General features: G+C 52.7%; 19 protein-coding genes. 9 read left to right on the top strand and 10 right to left on the bottom strand.

Features of this window, described 5'->3' with window-relative positions; translation table 11 throughout:
• Positions 1–4: 4 nt before the first annotated feature.
• Positions 5–211: a hypothetical protein gene (locus HG66A1_RS27595; protein WP_145191917.1), complete on the top strand. Its 207-nt coding sequence runs from the start codon at positions 5–7 to the stop codon at positions 209–211.
• A gap of 15 nt (positions 212–226) precedes the next feature.
• On the opposite strand, the gene HG66A1_RS27590 is transcribed toward HG66A1_RS27595, so the two are convergent.
• The 6 genes from HG66A1_RS27590 to HG66A1_RS27565 form a co-directional block, all read right to left on the bottom strand.
• Complete coding sequence (locus HG66A1_RS27590; RefSeq protein ID WP_145191913.1) at positions 227–787, bottom strand: hypothetical protein; 561 nt, start codon at positions 785–787, stop codon at positions 227–229.
• A 30-nt stretch (positions 788–817) separates the two neighbouring features.
• Entirely contained in the window at positions 818–1,138 is a 321-nt protein-coding gene (locus HG66A1_RS27585; protein WP_145191910.1) for a transcriptional repressor, read from the bottom strand.
• Positions 1,139–1,256: 118 nt separating this feature from the next.
• Positions 1,257–1,703 carry a hypothetical protein gene (locus HG66A1_RS27580; RefSeq protein WP_145191907.1) on the bottom strand — a complete coding sequence of 149 codons (447 nt, stop codon included), beginning with the start codon at positions 1,701–1,703 and terminating at the stop codon, positions 1,257–1,259.
• A gap of 94 nt (positions 1,704–1,797) precedes the next feature.
• On the bottom strand, positions 1,798–2,583 hold the full coding sequence (locus HG66A1_RS27575) for a hypothetical protein (protein WP_145044484.1): 786 nt from the start codon (positions 2,581–2,583) through the stop codon (positions 1,798–1,800).
• Positions 2,584–2,968: 385 nt separating this feature from the next.
• Complete coding sequence (locus HG66A1_RS27570) at positions 2,969–3,406, bottom strand: GNAT family N-acetyltransferase (RefSeq protein WP_145191904.1); 438 nt, start codon at positions 3,404–3,406, stop codon at positions 2,969–2,971.
• Positions 3,407–3,462: 56 nt separating this feature from the next.
• The gene (locus tag HG66A1_RS27565) at positions 3,463–3,945 is read right to left on the bottom strand and encodes a hypothetical protein (RefSeq protein ID WP_145191901.1); all 483 of its coding nucleotides are present in this window, start codon (positions 3,943–3,945) and stop codon (positions 3,463–3,465) included.
• Between the two features lie 294 nt (positions 3,946–4,239).
• Between HG66A1_RS27565 and HG66A1_RS27560 the strand changes: the two genes are divergently transcribed.
• Positions 4,240–5,247, top strand: coding sequence for an ankyrin repeat domain-containing protein (locus HG66A1_RS27560; RefSeq protein WP_145191898.1), 1,008 nt, complete (start codon positions 4,240–4,242; stop codon positions 5,245–5,247).
• 30 nt (positions 5,248–5,277) lie between these two features.
• Here the strand turns inward: HG66A1_RS27560 and HG66A1_RS27555 are convergent, their stop codons facing one another.
• Complete coding sequence (locus HG66A1_RS27555; RefSeq protein ID WP_145191895.1) at positions 5,278–5,703, bottom strand: DUF4112 domain-containing protein; 426 nt, start codon at positions 5,701–5,703, stop codon at positions 5,278–5,280.
• 53 nt (positions 5,704–5,756) lie between these two features.
• On the bottom strand, positions 5,757–6,734 hold the full coding sequence (locus tag HG66A1_RS27550) for a YihY/virulence factor BrkB family protein (RefSeq protein WP_145191892.1): 978 nt from the start codon (positions 6,732–6,734) through the stop codon (positions 5,757–5,759).
• Positions 6,735–7,034: 300 nt separating this feature from the next.
• Between HG66A1_RS27550 and HG66A1_RS27545 the strand changes: the two genes are divergently transcribed.
• The 5 genes from HG66A1_RS27545 (at position 7,035) to HG66A1_RS27525 (ending at position 14,009) form a co-directional block, all read left to right on the top strand.
• A complete protein-coding gene (locus tag HG66A1_RS27545; protein WP_145191889.1) occupies positions 7,035–7,403 on the top strand; it encodes a chromosome partitioning protein ParB in 369 nt (122 codons plus the stop codon).
• 140 nt (positions 7,404–7,543) lie between these two features.
• Positions 7,544–8,968 (top strand): sulfatase, encoded by a 1,425-nt coding sequence (locus HG66A1_RS27540; protein WP_145191886.1) that lies wholly within the window; start codon positions 7,544–7,546, stop codon positions 8,966–8,968.
• Positions 8,969–9,207: 239 nt separating this feature from the next.
• The gene (locus tag HG66A1_RS27535; protein ID WP_145191883.1) at positions 9,208–10,293 is read left to right on the top strand and encodes a class I SAM-dependent methyltransferase; all 1,086 of its coding nucleotides are present in this window, start codon (positions 9,208–9,210) and stop codon (positions 10,291–10,293) included.
• A gap of 753 nt (positions 10,294–11,046) precedes the next feature.
• Positions 11,047–12,918 carry a 2-oxoacid:acceptor oxidoreductase subunit alpha gene (locus HG66A1_RS27530; RefSeq protein ID WP_145191880.1) on the top strand — a complete coding sequence of 624 codons (1,872 nt, stop codon included), beginning with the start codon at positions 11,047–11,049 and terminating at the stop codon, positions 12,916–12,918.
• A gap of 68 nt (positions 12,919–12,986) precedes the next feature.
• Entirely contained in the window at positions 12,987–14,009 is a 1,023-nt protein-coding gene (locus HG66A1_RS27525; protein WP_145191877.1) for a 2-oxoacid:ferredoxin oxidoreductase subunit beta, read from the top strand.
• 81 nt (positions 14,010–14,090) lie between these two features.
• Here HG66A1_RS27525 and dcd read toward each other — a convergent pair whose 3' ends face one another.
• Positions 14,091–14,663, bottom strand: a complete 573-nt coding sequence (gene dcd / locus HG66A1_RS27520; protein ID WP_145191874.1) for a dCTP deaminase — start codon at positions 14,661–14,663, stop codon at positions 14,091–14,093.
• Between the two features lie 129 nt (positions 14,664–14,792).
• On the bottom strand, positions 14,793–15,470 hold the full coding sequence (gene nth / locus HG66A1_RS27515; RefSeq protein ID WP_145191871.1) for an endonuclease III: 678 nt from the start codon (positions 15,468–15,470) through the stop codon (positions 14,793–14,795).
• A 156-nt stretch (positions 15,471–15,626) separates the two neighbouring features.
• Here nth and HG66A1_RS27510 point away from each other — a divergent pair, with 156 nt between their 5' ends.
• Together HG66A1_RS27510 and HG66A1_RS27505 are read left to right on the top strand one after the other, a co-directional pair.
• Positions 15,627–16,334 (top strand): LON peptidase substrate-binding domain-containing protein, encoded by a 708-nt coding sequence (locus HG66A1_RS27510; protein ID WP_145191868.1) that lies wholly within the window; start codon positions 15,627–15,629, stop codon positions 16,332–16,334.
• A gap of 128 nt (positions 16,335–16,462) precedes the next feature.
• Positions 16,463–18,058 (top strand): sulfatase, encoded by a 1,596-nt coding sequence (locus HG66A1_RS27505; protein ID WP_145191865.1) that lies wholly within the window; start codon positions 16,463–16,465, stop codon positions 18,056–18,058.
• The last annotated feature ends 9 nt before the right edge of the window (positions 18,059–18,067 follow it).

The following is an 18,067-nucleotide window of genomic DNA, read 5'->3' as shown; positions in this document are numbered from 1 at the left end:
CTTTATGAATCAGCAATTTAATGGAGGGAATGAAGTTGCAGAACTTCAGGCGAGAATGTTTGAGTTACCCCTGTTATCCAATATTTCACGGGCAGAATCAACAATAAACGGACGCCTGAGGCAGATTGGCAGCGTATTTCAGCATCGCAACAACAAGCTTCACAGCAGATCAGTATCGCAGGACACTCAAGGCGTTGACCGTCCTGCCTAAAGTTGAAACCGAACCTTACCCTGTCGGGGGCAGGGGGTGTGGCAGAACCAGATTGTCGGGTGTTCCCGGCAGACTGCGACCGCAACGAGCCATCGCATAACCCACCATCTGCTCTGAGGTGAGCTCAGACTCGGGACGAAAGGCACCACCCGGATCCCGGAACAGCGACGCATCCCCGAACCATTCGTCGGGCCAGAATATCAGATCGCTGATGTTACTCTCAGGGAATTGAATTTCCAGCCAGTTCAGATAGTAATCGGTTTCATGTTCCGACAGTTCGCCTGTCTTGAAGGCATCAATCACGGCGCAGGCTTCTAAGAACTGCAATTCCTGATCTACCGTTGGCTCTGGATTCAAGGCAGTCAGCACGAAATCTTCTTCAGAAGTCGATTTCCAGTAGTTAAGGAAAGCATCTGTCGTATATCTGTGATTCGCATGCTGGTACCACTGCTGCAGCAGAGCCTCTGCATCGCCCCCCGCCTCCAGTTCCTCTTCGATATCGGGTAACAACTCCAGCATCCGGGCTACCACGTTTTCGTCTACCGGTTTGATTTTCAGTCGATCGGGAATAGACATGATCACATCTTGTCCTTCGAAAACAAACTGTCAGTCACGCCACGCAACAGGCAAACGATACAGAATTACTGGGGGATCCGACTGAGAAGACGGTTCCTGTTCCAGCCGGTCCAGTAGTTCCACTTCGACCAGGCATTTGAGTGTGCGGTAGACCGTGGACAGGGAAACCCGCCGCGGTGTCGCTACCTTGATCGATTTCGCGACATCAACGCCGGTAAAGCTTTCCCGCTGGCGGTACTGCTCATGGATGTGACGGACAATCAGCAGCCGTTCCCTGGTTGCCTTGAACAGGTTATGTTCGCGAATCCGGATGGCGAATTCTTCGAGGTAACTTCGATTGCGGCGGATCATGTTTCCACAGACCTCTGTTACGATTGGGCTGTCTCAAGTATGTCCTGATAACAGACGGCTCTCAATCGTAGCGTGATCTGACGCGTGGTTCCAGCAGCAGCGACAGTCGAATTCACGGTTATCTGGACTGGGGACGCTGTTGAGATGGCATGCCTTTGTGGGGGACCTTCATCAGGATATCCCCGGTGTCCGGCGCATAGGCTTTCACTTCGAAGGTCAGATTCCGTACCTGCTCGCTTTTAATGCGGCGTTGGCAATCCTTGTCGACGAGGTACAATTCGAGGTCGACAATCTTATGATCGATAACTGAGTAGCAGGCTATCAGATGCCCCTCACTCACGGGCCAGCCGGTTAATCGCTCCGTTTTTTTTGCAGGGGCGATCTGCAAAGGGAGATATTCTTTGAGCCCGGCCCGTTCCATGACCTGGATCGCTTCCTCAATATTCTGACCAACCCGGATCGCACGGGGAGTTTGACGGACGGCCTGTTTCTGTATGGCAAACAGTGTTGTGACCACTGAAAGCACAACAACCACGGCTGTCAGCAGAGTCGTTTTAAAGTTCATGACTGTTCCCCCATATTGATTTCAGAAACGCAAACAGGCCGGGACTCTGTATAAAAGCCCCGGCCTGTTCGATTTTATTATTTTACGCCCCGCTTTAGTAGGTCGTTGCATTCTCTTTGGATGCATAGTAGATGCAGAGCAGACTGTTGCGGATGCCCGATTCCCCTTCCAGAGGTTCGCGGCCGTGCCAGCTCTTTTTGCGAACGGAATTGATCACGGAAAATGCGAAAGCGCTGTTTGGTTCGAACGGATACTGATTCACCTTTTCGAAGCCGCGAAATCCCTTGGGACGGTTGAGCAGAAACTTAGGTGACAGGTTGCGTTTGTAGATCATGGTTCCCAGGTCCAGCTGCGAGCGATCCCGGGGCAGGGCGATCTGAAACGTGACCAGCTTTTTACGGGTGTCAGGGTGAGGCGTAATGAAGTAGCCCGGCTTTTCCCGCATCAGGCTCAGACGGGGAAACGCTTCTACCTGGTTGACATCTTTGGGATCGATACCAAACCGGTATCCGATGCCTGCACTCAGACGATTAAAGACCGCCTTTTTCAGTTCGGGGGCATTCAACGCATTACGGATGCCGGTCCAGAGTGTGTGACGGCTGTCGGTCAGGTTCGCGTCGATGTTCTCCGCAGACAGCTGAAATTCAAAACGATTCGATTCTCCGTTTTCCATGATGTGCCGCTTACCCATGGTGGTGTAAACGGAATCTTCCGGCAGCAGATCAATCAGATCGGCATAGACGTCCTGCGGGAAAATATCGCGAACGCTGATGTGGGGATAAGGATCTTCACACGGATCGACGGCACTCAAGCGGTTGATCATATGCGATAACACGTGCTGGGTAATCTGTGAACTGGCGGACGGGGATGCAAGCTCCATCGGTGACTCTACTTTCTGACGCTGATCCAGAAGGACCAGTAGTATTGTGGGTTTAACACGATCAGATCCGGGAGTAGAGAGCAGCCCGGTGAATGCAGACCAGAGATCGATTTAAAAATCGCCTCCAGAGTAGGTGAATCCATTCACTGTGTCGTTACAGAATCAACTGGAACGAGCGCTCGCCATCTGGGACTGACTTGAATCAGGGCCGCGATATTAAGTCATTTGCCCAAAATCACAAATAGCAATTCCTCACAAAATGAGACAAACAGGTCGAGAGGATTCGGACTATGAGATGCAGGTTACTAAATAGCCTTGAAACAGGCCTGAAAAGGGAAATATCAAATCCCTTTGATGGGACGCGTGAGTCCATTCACTGAATGATTCAGTCGTCAGACTGAGACGGCTCTGTTGTCAGCTTCTTATAAAGAAAGATCCGCTCCTGTCCGGTGGGGAAGTCTGCCAGCGTCCCAAACGGAGCATAACCCAGTTGCGTGTAGAAGGCCGGGGCCTGAAAGGTGAAGGTATCGACCCAGGCAGCGTGGCACTTTCTGTCGCGGGCGATCCGTTCCGCTTCAAGCACCAGCTGGCGTCCCAGCCCCTGTCCCCGCAAATCCGCTTCGACTGCCAGCGTCTGAATGTATAGCCATTCCCAGAGCGTGAACCCAACCAGTCCCGCGACCAGCTTTCCGTCCTGCTCAATTTTGAGTTTCAGCGGTTCCGGCGCGTAGGGAAATCCCGTCGTCTCAGCATTCGCAGACAGGATCCGGCTGACCTCGGCTTCAATCGACTCGGCATGGGCTTCTCTGATTTGAGCATCCACTGTGAGACCTTTATGTTCAGGACATAGAGATTAATATCGGATGTAAACGCTGGTCATTACTCGGTAAAGCGGCCCGTTTTATTCACAGAGTTCTGAAAGCGATCAGCGTACTGTTGATTTAATTCTTCAAACTGTAAGGCCTCGGCAGGTAGAGGAGTCAGATTCAGTTCCCGAGCGAGACGCTGAAGGACTTCTTTCTGCTCGTCATCCAGATAGTCTGCGAGCCAGTTTTCCCCCTCTCCTGTTATTTCCGGATCAAGAACGTCCAGATAAACAAAAAAGCCGCAATGCAGACCGACTCGTAAAAATGTTTCCAAATCGGGGGCAACGACAATATTTTCACCTTCAGAGGGCCACGTCAGGACAACGGGGGAACGTTCCGTAACGACGCCCTCAACAGCAATCAGCGAGTAATGGTCTCCATCTCCGCCTGTCGCGGCAAATGCAATGGCCTCCTGGGGACTGTCATCGTAGAACCCCGGTTCGTTTTCATGTCCAATATAGAGACCAACATCGCCGAGATCTTCGGAATCGCTCATATTTCGATCCAGTTCTCGCAAACGTTTCAGTAATGGATGGTCTACAGAAATTTTGTTATTTTTCGCCATTGTCATTTTCAACCAGCTGAGGGGAACGACTTTCGTGCCCCGATCCACAAATAAAGATCCGTCATTCAAAATGTATCGTTCGCTACCTGAACATGATACCATAATCAGAGTCGTATCTGTATCCAGATTACACACGCTGTCAGGGTGGATTGCACTGGATCTCAACTTCCTCAAGCTGTCATGATCAAAGATTAAGAATCCACTTCTAAATCGGCAGAAGGAACCATGCACGAGTTCATCGTTCAAAATGATCTGCAGGCAATCCGTGAGATTGTGTACCGCGATCCACAGGCCGTCGATCAGTTAAATGGGTCAGGTCTGCCTCCCCTGTATACAGCAGCCCTGTATCGTCGCCGGGAGATAGTGAATTATCTTCTGGAGCAGCAGGCCACCGTTGATATCTTTGCCTCTATCTACCTTGGACTACCAGATCGAGCGGAACACCTGCTAAAGACAGATCCGGATCTGGTTCACCAGTCCACTCCCGACAAACTGACGCCCCTGCACTGGGCTGCCCGAACGGGCAACTACGATCTGGCCCGCCTGTTGTTAAGCTACGGTGCCGATGTGAATGCCGTCGATCAAAGGGGTGGAACCTGCCTGCTTGAAGCCAGCCATCCGGGACCCTGGAAATCAGAACCCGCGGCGGACATCATTCAACTGCTGCTCGATCAGGGAGCACACGTGGATCTGTTTCAGGCAGCCGCGCTGGGAGAGCTTCGTCAGCTCAACAGACTTCTCGATCAGGATCCAGGTCTGATTAACAAACTTGATCCACAGGGGAAAACAGCCCTGTATCGTGCGGCTCAGAATAATCAACTGGCGGCAGTACAACTGCTGGTTGAACGTGGGGCCGACCTGAACCGGTCCGATCCTGTGAGCATCGCGGCCCTGCATCGAACTTCTCAGGAATGCAGTGATGAGTTGATACAGTACCTGATCGATAAGGGAGCCGACGCTCATCTCTGTTGCTATGTCGCCTGTGGTGATGCAGCAGGTACGCAACGTATTATGGATCAGAATCCAGCAGCGGCTGGTGAACTGGTTTACGAATTGAACGCGGTCGGATATGCCATTCACAGTTGGCAACTGGGGACACTGCGGATCCTGTTGCAGTACGGCTGCCGACTCTCTGCAGAAGATCAGCAGCATGTGCTCCGCATCAGCCAGAATAACCAGGAGCTGCTTGCTGAGTTACTGACAATACAGAATCAATCCCAGGATCATTCCTGACGGAAATGATCAGAGTCATCCAACCCTGGTTCAACTCGCGTTACGGCGGTCGAGATGTTTTTTCAGCAACCGTGAATTACGGCGGTTCGATTTAAAGAACACATCAAAAATATCTCCGGCGATTGGAATCGAACCCAGCAGAAAGTCCAGACCCGTATTACCGACCATTCGGGCCAGTACCCAGTTGGAAGCGCCGAGTTGCTTTGCCTGGTAGATCAGATACCCCGATAAAGCCGTGGAGATCATGTCCCCCAGCCCTGGCACAATGCCGATGATCGAGTCCCAGCCAACGCGGATATTGGTTCCCGGGATGGTAAACGAATCGTCGAGCAGGCTGGTCAGCTTTTCAAACCGGGCAAAACGATCGACGCGTTCCGCGCGATATGCACCCTGATTGACGGACGGAGGGAAAAGATATTCGGCCAGGGAACGGTTCTGTTTTATTTTCTGAATCATGGGACTCGCCTTTCAGTTCGGTAAGTCGTGTTATGATGGAGTAAGAGACGGAGTTAGCTTTTAAAGGACAGATTCTTTGGTTCATTGCGGTGATAGATTTTCTCAGCAGTTACCAGTACGGCTCCGGGGGCCGGCTTCAGGCCGTCACCAAATTCGATGGACCAGCTTTGTGTGAATTCGGCTCCCAGCAAAATGATCAGGGACGAGTAATAGACCCAGATCAGGATCCCGATCATGGATGTCGCCGCACTTCCCCAGCTGGACCCCGCCTCAGAGAATTGCAGATACCAGGCGATGCCGCTTTTACCAATCGTGAATAGTATGGCTGTCACTGCCGCTCCCATGAATACATCCCGCCACCTGATATTCGCGTCGGGCAGGACTTTAAAAGTCGCAGCAAACAACAGTGTCGCCAGACCCAGCGTCAGCAGAGTATTCACAATCATGACTGCAGACAGGATTCCGACATCCAGATATCCGTAGTCCAGCCAGCGCGTAAATTCATCGACAAAGGTGGTCAGCACCAGTGAGATCAACAACAGCAGACCGACAACGATCAGAAACGCCAGTGAGATCAATCGTTTTTTGATAAAAGACATGATGCCACCCTGTTCCGGATCCGGTTCGACATTCCAGGCTTTATTCAACGCGGACTGCAACTGGGCCAGCACACCACTGGCTGAAAAAATCAGTACGGCTGCTCCCAGAAATCGGGACCATAGTGGCCGCTCAGGTGTCTGACCTGACTGCACACGCTCCGCAACACTGGTCAGGTCGAATCCTGCAGACGTATCTGCGTCATCCGCCTCTTCCGTAGACTGTTCGACTGGGAGTCCCAACTGGGAATTGATTACTGAAGAGACCTGTTCCGCAGACCAGAATTGTGTGGTCAATGCGAAGACGATTGCCAGCAGAGGCGGCAGCGAAAAAATGGTGTAATACGCAATCGCAGCGCCGCTGGACATGCATTCGTCATCAAGGAAATCAGAGCCGGCTCGTTTCAGAACATTACGTAATTTTTGATAATCCATGGGTTATCGCTCCTGTATGAGATACGGAGGTACGTCTTCTGTCAGTCGCAATTCATATGCCAGAGTTTTTGAGGTGGTGTTTTAGTGAAAATAGCACTGAACATGGGTGTCTCAGCCTACGGTCTGGTCTGTGGGCTGCCAGTCTTGTGAGAATGAGCAAATCCCTGACAGAGCCTGTTTCCATTGCAAAACAGGCTCGGAGACTCACGATTCTGGTATGATGAATCTGCAGATATTTTCCGCCTCTGAATTTCAGAGAGAACGGAACGAGCTACATGAGATCACAAACGGAGCGCCCGAGTGACACGACGCATCGATCGCACAACGCAGAAGGTGGGTGACAAGTACCACGTCTGGTATACGGAGCGACTCTGGAAACTGGCGGCACAGTTGCCGGTGATTACGATCGAGATCGAATCACTCAAACACCTCGATGGCGTCTGCTGGTTCGATGACGATTTCCCGCCCACTCTCCGTAACGTGGTCGAACATTTCATAAGAATGGAACACGTCGATTCTCACTATCCGATCATTCTCGATCCGGACGGCCAGCTGTTCGACGGGGCCCATCGCGTGGCGAAAGCACTCAGCCAGGGAGAAACTACAATCCAGGCAGTGAAACTTCTGGAACTGCCACCCCCCGATGAAATCGTGGACTCGATCTATTAATGCGAGCGGCAGCAAACCTTGACCTGTCTTTCATATGCTCAACGTTTCATCTGACTTCTGTGATCGTTATCATTCAATGCAGCAAGCGTTTCAATTTGTTTCCTGGCTCAGTTGAATGATCCCCGATCAGAGGAACTTCCATGGTCCGTCTGCTGCAACGTGTCTGCTGTTTCAGTGTCGTCCTGCTCATCACCCTTGGTCGTGGGACTCCAAACCTCACCGCAGCCGAGCGTCCCTGGAATGTGGTCTTCTTTCTCGTCGATGATCTCGGCTGGACCGATCTGGCCTGTTATGGCAGTGACTACTATCAGACGCCGCACATCGATCGTCTCGCTTCAGAGGGGATGAAGTTCACACAGAACTATGCGGCCTGCAATGCCTGTTCGCCCACCCGCGGTGCCCTGATGACGGGCATGTATCCCGCCCGCACTCACCTGACCGACTGGATTCCCGGCTGGGCGAAACAGTACCGCGACTTTCCACTCAAACCACCCGTGTGGCAGCAGCACCTCGCACAGAAATACACAACGCTTCCTGAAGCGTTACAAGGGGCCGGGTACAAAACTCTGCACGTCGGCAAATGGCATCTCGGCGGGCCAGGCAACCTGCCTGAAGATCACGGCTTTGATGTTAACATCAGCGGTACGAACCGGGGACTGCCCCGCAGCTATCACTTTCCCTACGGCGGTGATGCATTGAAGTGGGACAGTCGACTGACCGAAGAACAGCGCGCGGGACGCTACCTCACCGATCGGCTCACCGACGAGGCAGTGACTCTCATCCGTGAGCAGCAGGATAATCCCTTCTTCCTCTACTATGCCTTCTATTCGGTACACGCGCCGATTCAGGGGCGACCCGACCTGGTGCAGAAATTCAAAGAACAACCTCGAGGTACACATCATCATAACCCCGAGTATGCAGCCATGGTCCACTCCGTCGATACTGCCGTCGGTCGTGTCCGCGTTCAACTGGAACAGAGCGGAATCGCAGATCGCACGTTGATCGTCTTCACTTCTGATAATGGCGGCGTCTGTCGCAAGACCAGCAGCAACCTTCCCCTGCGAGGTGAAAAAGGCCAGCACTGGGAAGGGGGAACCCGTGTGCCTGTGATCGTCCTCTGGCCTGGTGTCACTCGTCCCGGGACAGTCTGCCAGACTCCCACGATCACGATGGACTTCTATCCCACCATTCTTGAAATCACCGGCGTTCAGGGAAACACCGCCCACAATCAAAACGTGGATGGCATCTCGCTGGTTCCCGTTCTCAAAAATCCGCAGGCTGCACTCAACCGCGATGCTCTCTACTGGCACTACCCGCATTACAACGTCTTTATTGGAGTGCCTTACAGTGCCGTCCGTGTCGGCGATCATAAACTGATCCATTACTACGAAGACGGCCGCAATGAACTCTACAATCTGACTGAGGATCTGGGCGAAACACGAGATCTGTCAGCCGAACAGCCAGAGTTGACCTCCCGACTCTACCAGCGGCTGCAGACTCACCTCAAACAGGTGGGAGCCCAGATGCCACTCCGGAATCCAACTTTCAAAGCGAGTAAACAGTAGCTCTACGGCGAGTAATTGAAGTCGTTCGAAATGAAATCAATCAGTTATTTATTTGCATAACTGTCTTGATGGTTGGTGTTTAGGTGGGGTCGGTCAGGTCCCGATGCCCGTTTTTTCAAAAAACTGGGTAACATACTCCCTGGTTCTCCGCTCTGTCATTCAGATGGAAGGACAGCGGGCCTGTGTTTGTCCCCCAATACAAATTGCTGTCACATTACTGCAAAGGAGTATGAGCGATCATGTGTAATAACTGTAACCTGAATATTGATGCCGAGCGGACAGACGAATTCGGACAGAAACTGCTGCAGATCGTCAATCACAGCGGACTCTCTTTCATGATTTCCATCGGGCACCGCGCTCGTCTGTTTGACATCATGAGCGAAATGGAACACGCCACCAGCAGTCAGATCGCCGAACAGTCAGGCCTGAATGAACGCTATGTACGCGAATGGCTGGGAGCCATGGTGACCGGAGGCATTGTGGAGTACGATTCGGTGCTGAAGACGTACTTCCTGCCAGCAGAACACGCAGCCCTCTTGACGCGGGCCGCCGGCTCTAACAATTTCGCGACGACGATGCAGTGGTTCTCGGTGCTGGGGAGTGTCGAAGATCAAATCGTCGACTGCTTCCGTGAAGGGGGCGGGGTACCCTATTCCGAATTTGCCCGCTTCCACGAAGTGATGGCGGAGGAGAGTTATAACTCGGTGGTCTGCGGACTCTTCGAGCATATTCTGCCCCTCGTTCCCGGACTGGAAGAGAAACTGCAGACTGGTATCGAAGTACTGGATATCGGCTGTGGCAGCGGGATGGCACTGATCGAAATGGCAGCCACATTTCCGAACAGCCGCTTCAACGGCTATGATATCTCGGAAGAATCGATCGGCCGGGCGCAGGCCTCTGCGGCGGAACGCGGTCTGACGAACATCACCTTTCGAGTGCAGGACGTGGCCCGCATAGACCAGCCGGAAGCCTTTGATCTGATTACCGCTTTCGATGTAATTCACGATCAGGCCCAGCCAGATGTAGTACTCAGTCAGGTCAATGCTTCGCTGAAACCGGGCGGCACCTTCCTGATGCAGGACATCGCCGCTTCGAGCAATGTGGAACAGAACATCAGCAATCCACTGGGACCCATGTTCTATACCATCTCCACCATGCACTGCATGACCGTTTCACTTGCCCAGGGCGGGGCAGGGCTCGGAACCTGCTGGGGGAAAGAGCTCGCCTGCGAGATGCTCCAGACCGCCGGCTTTGAGAAAGTGGATGTACAGGAATTGCCCCATGACATCATGAATTATTTCTATACGACCACCAAGGCAGCCTGAGCCTTTTGAGGCTGTGATGTGTCCTCTAAGACAGCAGAAATAATGACGTTTCTGCTGTCGTTTTTTTATGGCTCTTCCCTGAATCTGTTGATTTAACTGAGCTTAAAGTCATTCCCCCAATAAAATGGATGCAAATGTACGGTTTGGTTTGGATCTGTAACGGTTATGACTATAATTCCGGCAGGGGAAGTCGCTTGAGTACATTCTGATGGAATTTCTCAAGAAACACGCAAGAATGTGCTATTTCAAGGCTTTCCCTGTGGTGAATTTGGTGTAAAAATGCCGATTATAAGGAATAATTCTATTTCATTGGGTTTACCGTTTGATGGAGCGATGGTGAACGATCAATGAGGAATATATGGAAGTCTGAAGCCGAACTTCAGTCCCTGACGGGGGTTGAATCGATTTCGCTTGCCAGACGGAATGATTCATCAAATTGTGAAATCAAGTGTGAAATACTCCTGCGTCTTTCCCTCCTCATCAGGGTCATGCTCAACCGGGCCCGTGTCATGTCTGAGAGACCACTTCGCGTTTTCCCTGGTTTCATTTATTTATTGATGAACAGTCTGGTTTTTGCGTTATCAGATCACAGGGCCAGACCAGAAGAACGGACATCCCTGAGACGGGCTGCTGTCGAATAGACAGGCTGCTGTCAGGAATAAAAACGCAGCAAAAAACTTACAATACAATCTTCTTTCAACTGAAACAGTCTGAACTGGCAACAGAACAGACTGCCAGGGAGTAACAATCAGAATGGCGACCACAGACGTGCCTGGTGCTAACGGCAAAATCAGCGAACAACTGGATGCTGTTGTTATCCGTTTTTGTGGAGATAGTGGAGACGGGATGCAGCTGGCTGGCACGCAGTTTACCAACGTGTCGGCCGTCTTCGGTAATGATGTAAGCACATTACCGGATTTCCCCGCAGAAATTCGCGCACCCGCCGGTACGCTGGGTGGCGTGAGTGGTTTCCAGATCTGCTTCTCCAGTTCCGACATCTACACGCCGGGCGATGAAGTCGACACCCTGGTTGCCATGAACCCCGCTGCTCTCAAGACGAACGTTGCCGACCTCAAACGGGGGGGAACCCTGATTGTCAATGAAGACGCGTTCGAGAAGAGCAATCTAACTAAAGCGGGATATGACAGTAATCCACTCGATGATGAAGAGTCACTGGCAGCTTACCAGGTTCAGAAAGTGCCGATGACCAGCCTCACCCGTGACGCTGTCGCAGAGCTGGGACTGTCGCCTCGTGAAGCAGAACGCTGCAAAAACTTCTTCGCCATGGGTCTGGTCTACTGGCTCTACCAGCGGGATGCGACACCGACCGAAGAATGGGTGAAGAGTAAGTTTGCCAAGAAACCGGAACTGGTCGAAGCAAACCTCAAGGCACTGCAGGCCGGCTATAACTTCGGGATTACCACCGAAGCGATGACCGTGCACTATCGTGTTGATCCTGCGGAACTGCCACCAGGCAAATATCGCAAAGTCACCGGTAATGAAGCGATCGCCTTCGGTTTCGTCACTGCAGCCACACTGGCCGGTAAGAAACTGTTTTACGGCGGTTACCCGATTACACCTGCCAGCGATATCCTGCACGAGCTGTCCAAACTGAAAAACTTCAACGTGGTCACCTTCCAGGCGGAAGACGAAATCGCCGCCATCACCAGTGTGGTGGGAGCCTCCTATGCAGGCGACCTGGCGATTACCGCCAGCAGTGGTCCCGGGATTGCCCTCAAAGGGGAAGGCATGGGACTGGGTGCCATCATGGAACTGCCGATGGTCATCGTCGATGTCCAGCGCGGCGGACCAAGTACCGGTCTGCCGACCAAAACAGAGCAGTCCGACCTGTATATGTGCATGTTCGGACGTAACGGCGACTGCCCGCTGCCTCTGGTTGCTCCTGCTTCTCCCGCAGACTGCTTCCACATGGCACAGGAAGCGATGCGGATTGCTGTGGAATTCATGACCCCCGTCATGCTGCTCAGTGACGGTTACATCGCCAACGGTGCCGAGCCCTGGCAGATTCCGGAAATGTCCTCGCTTAAGCCGATCAAAGTCTCACATGAGAAGAGACAGAAGGATGGCGAGCAGTTCATGCCTTACCTGCGGGATGAAAAGAAAGCCCGTCCCTGGGTTGTGCCCGGCACTCCCGGCTGTGAACACCGCGTGGGTGGCCTGGAAAAATCGGATGTCACCGGCAACGTCGATTACTCTCCGCAGAACCATCAGTACATGACGACTCTGCGAGCCAATAAAATCGCCGGTATCGCGGACTTCATTCCGGAACAGGAAGTCGAAGGCCCCGAATCAGGCGACCTGCTTGTGATCAGTTGGGGCGGAACTTACGGTGCTGTCCGCACCGCCGTCAAACATTCGATCAAAGAAGGTCTTTCGGTAGCACACGCTCACCTGCGGTATCTGAATCCGTTCCCCAAAAATCTGGGCGACGTGATCAAGAACTACAAGAAAGTCCTGATTCCGGAACTCAATACCGGGCAGTTGCGAATGATCATTCGCGGCACCTATCTGGCAGACGCCGTTGGTTTGAACAAGGTCCAGGGGAAACCGTTCCTGATCAGCGAAGTCAAGCAGAAGATCAGAGAAGTGATCGAAGACAAATAAACCATCGTTTTCACAGACCAACAGCTAAACTATTTTAGAAACGATTGATTGCGTTTAAGGATAATAAAATGAGTGTAGACACCTCGCTACCTGTCCTCTCGCCAAAAGATTTTGCCAGTGACCAGGAAATCCGCTGGTGCCCGCGCTGCGGCGACTATTCCATTCTCGCCCAGATGAAAAAAGTTCTGCCTACCCTGGGAATTCCCAAGGAAAAATTTGTATTCGTGTCCGGTATCGGCTGCTCCAGCCGGTTCCCGTACTACATGGATACCTACGGCATGCACAGTATTCACGGTCGTGCACCGGCAGTCGCGACAGGCGTAAAACTCGCCAACCCCGATCTGCAGGTCTGGGTGATTACCGGTGATGGCGATTCGCTCTCCATCGGCGGGAACCACTTCATGCATGTCCTGCGGCGGAATGTGGATGTCAAAGTCATTCTGTTCAACAACCAGATTTATGGTCTGACCAAAGGACAATACTCACCGACCAGCCCCACGGGTACTAAAACCAAAAGTACGCCGTTCGGTTCGGTGGACCGTCCGTTGAACCCGCTGTCCGTAGCCATCGGTGCTCGTGCTACCTTCGCAGCCCGCTCGGTCGATGTCGATATCAAGCACCTCTGTAACGTGCTCGAACGGGCTGCCAACCACAAGGGAACCGCCTTCGTCGAGGTCTACCAGGACTGTAACGTCTTCAACAGCGGTGCCTTCGCATTCGCCTCGAAGAAGGGCGAAAAGGAAGAAAACGTTATTTACCTCGAACACGGCAAGCCGCTGATTTTCGGTAAAGATCGTGACAAGGGGATTCGGCTCAACAGCCATGATCAGCCTGAAGTCGTCGAACTGGGTAAAGGCATTACCGAAGACGACCTGCTGTTCCACGATGAAAAATCGGAAGACATGAATCTCGCATTCCTGCTGGCCAGCATGCGATATCCGGAAATGCCCGAACCCATGGGCGTCTTCCGTTGTGTCGAACATCCGACCTATAACGAAGCCGTCTACGATCAGGTTAAATCCGCTACTGAACGTAACGGAGAAGGAAACCTGGAAGCCCTGTTCAACACCGGGGATACCTGGACCGTGTAAACGGCTCGCATCAGTCCATCAAAAAAGGCGTTACAGTTTCTGCTGTAACGCCTTTTTCATTGAGTGAATTGTTGCTGACGTCTAGTCCGACGTTTTCTCTTCGCCGAAAGAGAGTCGCATCTGGCGATTCTCGTTGGGATTCAGCTCTTTGAACAGCAGGCTGGGTTGAATGCCTTTGTTGTTCTGGTACTTGTCACTGTTGTATTCGACGATCTCACCTTCCACGGTGTGGTAAATGATCTGGCAGATCGGAATGCCTGCATAAATGCGGACCGGCTGAGCCACGGTGATTTCCAGAGTCCAGTAACCACAGAATCCGATGTCACCTACCCCCGCGGTAGCGTGAACAGAAATTCCCAGTCGTCCGATGGAAGAGCGGCCCTCCAGCAGGGGAGCCAGGTTGTGGGTTTCCGTCCGCTCGACGGTTCGTCCCAGATAGAGTTGCCCGGGGTAAAGAACCATCCCCTCTTCGGGGATCACATATTTCCCCAGCCGGTTCTGACGGGCCATATCAAGCACGATTTCCTCGTAGACCATCAACTCATTGTGCAGACAGAGGTTATAGCTGTTGGGATTCAGATACTTTTCATTATACGGCTCAATGACAATATCAGTTCCCAGGCGTTTTTCGATTTCTTTCCCGGTCAGGATCATCGGCGACTCATTATTGTGAAGGTTGAAGGAAAACTTCGCATACTGGAACCATAAACCGCGGCGTACCGGCTTTCAACAGTTCAGGCGGACGTTTTCAGAATCGGGAACAAGTCGTTAACCGAAAGGCAATTATTGGTCCAGGGGTTTTAAACCGATTCGCGGACAGATTTTCAGCAGAGCGCATTCCCGGCAGCGCGGCTTGCGGGCGACACAGGTTGCCCGACCGTGCAAAATGACCCGATGCGAAAAGGCGATCCATTCCTTCTTCGGCAGGACCTCCATCAGATCCCGCTCGATGATCTCCGGGTTCTTACTGGTCGTCAGTCCGAAGAGATTACAGATCCGCTTCACATGCGTGTCAACGACCACACCGCTGGGAATATCAAAAGCCGTTCCCAGAACCACATTGGCGGTCTTGCGGCCGACACCCGGCAGGGCGACCAGTTCTTTGAGCGTCTTCGGAACTTCCCCCTCGTGATCGTCCATCAATGCCTGGGCCATCTTGCGGATGTTGGTCGCTTTCGCGCGGAAAAAACCGAGCGGGTAGACGATCTTTTCCACGTCGTCCTGTTTGCTGGCCGCGAGTTTTGCAGCCGTGGGATATTTTTTGAACAAGGTCGGCGTCGTCGCATTCACGCGTTCGTCGGTGCACTGCGCTGAGAGGATCGTGGCAACCAGCAGTTGAAACGGTGAATCGTGAATCAGGGCACACTCGGGTTCAGGGAACAGGCGAGCCAGTCCGCGCGCGATTTTGCGGGCATGTTTCTTTTTATCATCAAGTGAGTCGGCATAACTGGAACCTGACACAACGGGTTTCGTTTTTTTGGCCATATTCTGAATGACATTTCCCAAACTGGAGTGCTACGCTGAGTGGCATCGCAGGTATTCACCGGCGAGCATGTGAACTGGTCTCAGTATGGGAGACCCCGGATTCTTTTTCAATGAATCGACAGGAATTAGCAGATGGTATCTGATTCGGAAATGATTGAGCAGCGGCTGGAAGCCAGCGCAGGTGTTGTACCGGTTTTGAGTCTGGAGAACACGGTTCTGCTGCCCCACTCGCTGCAGTTATTGAGAATCACTGCGCCCCTCGATTGCCAACTCGTCTCGGATGTGCTCGCTTCCGGATCTCTGCTCGCCATCGATCTGCAACAGGTCTGTTCACGAACGGGATCAATTCTCTCTCCCGGAACAGAAATTCGTCCTGTCTGTCTGGCTTCGATCGTTTCACCAGCTCATCTGGAAGCGGGGCACTATTCGCTGCTGGTTCAAGGACATTGTCGGGCCCGTTCCGTCACGCTGCTCAATACGGATACGCCTTATCGTACCGCACTGTTGGATCTCAAACCCGATTACTATCCCGAGGAACCGGTGATTCACCGGGAACATCGTCAACTGGAACTGATCGAACATTATTCGCGGATCTTTACCGATCACGTTTCTGAACCCACATACTTCCATCAACTGCACCGAGATATCGAGCTGGGCATTCTCTGTGATACGCTCGCTGGTTCGCTGCCGCTCGAATCTCCACTGCAGCAACTGATCCTGGCAGAACAGGATGTCGACCAGCGGAGTGATCTGCTTCTGAGTTTTCTGAAGAGCATCCATCGCCAGCAACAGCGCGATCCTGCCGCCGCGATCCCTTCCAACGAATTCAGCCTGAACTGAAGTGCTCTTCCATTTCTATGTGCATTTCCAGATAAGCAAAATTGCTTGTGACTGCTGACTCTCTCGCCTAAGATAAAGTCAACTGTTTGATTCTTTATCCCCAGTCTCTTCTCCGGGAATCGACTTTGATGAATTTGCGCTTCACAAATTTCTGGCAGGTGATCTGTGTCTGTCTGCTGCTCGCTGGGTTCATGACTGACCAATCGCAGGCTGCCGAAAACACTCTCCCCAATATTCTATTCTGTATCGCCGATGATGCCTCTTATCCGCACATGGGCGCGTATGGTTGTTCCTGGGTCAAGACGCCCGCCTTCGACCGGGTGGCTCGCGAAGGTCTGCTCTTTACGAACGCATATACACCGAATGCCAAGTGTGCTCCTTCGCGTGCCTGCATCCTGACCGGACGCAATTCCTGGCAGCTCAAAGAGGCCGGCAATCACATGGCGTTCTTTCCGCCGGAATTCAAAACTTATGTCGAAGCCCTGGCAGAGCACGGCTATGTCGTCGGGAAAACGGCCAAAGGCTGGGCACCTGGTGTGGCCGTCGATGCACAAGGCAAACGCCGTAACCTGGCCGGTCCCGCCTTTAACAGTAAAAAAATCAAACCGCCCTCTACCGGCATTTCTTCCATTGACTATGCCGGAAACTTTGGTGAATTTCTCCAGACCTGCCCCGAACAGAAATCCTGGTGTTTCTGGTACGGCGGTTTCGAACCGCATCGACGTTACGAATACGGCTCAGGGGCGAAGAACGCCGGCAAGAAAATCACGGACATCGATCGCGTACCCGCTTACTGGCCCGATAACGAAGTCATTCGCAACGACATGCTCGACTATGCGTACGAAATCGAACACTTCGATCAGCACCTGGGACGTATGTTGAAAATGCTGGAAGAGCGGGGTGAACTGGACAATACCCTGGTCGTGGTGACTGCGGATAACGGAATGCCTTTCCCTCGCATCAAGGGGCAGGAATACGAACTCTCCAACCATCTCCCCCTGGCCATCATGTGGCCGGATGGCATTAAAGCCCCGGGACGCGTCATCAAAGATTATGTCAGCTTCATCGATTTTGCGCCCACGTTCATTGAAGTTGCGGGACTCAAGTGGAATCAGACCGGAATGCAGCCTGCAGCGGGTCACAGCCTGACCGATATTTTTCAGTCAACCAAATCGGGGCAGGTCAATCCGGACCGTGATCATGTCCTCATCGGCAAAGAACGCCACGACATCGGTCGCCCTCACGATCAGGGATATCCGATCCGTGGTATCGTCAAAGGGGGGATGCTTTACCTGCACAATTACGAAACGGGACGCTGGCCCGGCGGCAATCCCGAGACCGGTTACCTGAATTGTGATGGCAGCCCGACGAAGTCAGTCATCCTTGATCTCCGTCGCGACGGCAGTCAGCAGCAGTTCTGGGAGCTTGCGTTCGGGAAACGGCCGTCCGAAGAACTGTTCGCGATCGACGATGATCAGGAGTGTATGACGAACCTGGCAGAAGCGCCGGAATTCCAGAAAGTCAAACAGGCCCTGAAACAGCAGTTGGAAGCGGAACTCAAAGCGCAACAGGATCCCCGGATGACAGGCAAGGGGGGCGTCTTCGAAGCTTATCAGTATTCCGATCCCCGCACGCGGAATTTCTATGAACGCTACATGGGGGGAGAACCGCTGAAAGCGGGCTGGGTTAACAAGACGGACTTTGAAGCTGCTCCACTCGACTGAAGTGGGACG

The sequence above is a fragment of the Gimesia chilikensis genome (assembly GCF_007744075.1).
In the GTDB taxonomy this organism is placed as follows: domain Bacteria; phylum Planctomycetota; class Planctomycetia; order Planctomycetales; family Planctomycetaceae; genus Gimesia; species Gimesia chilikensis_A.
This window is presented reverse-complemented; position numbering and strand designations above follow the sequence as displayed.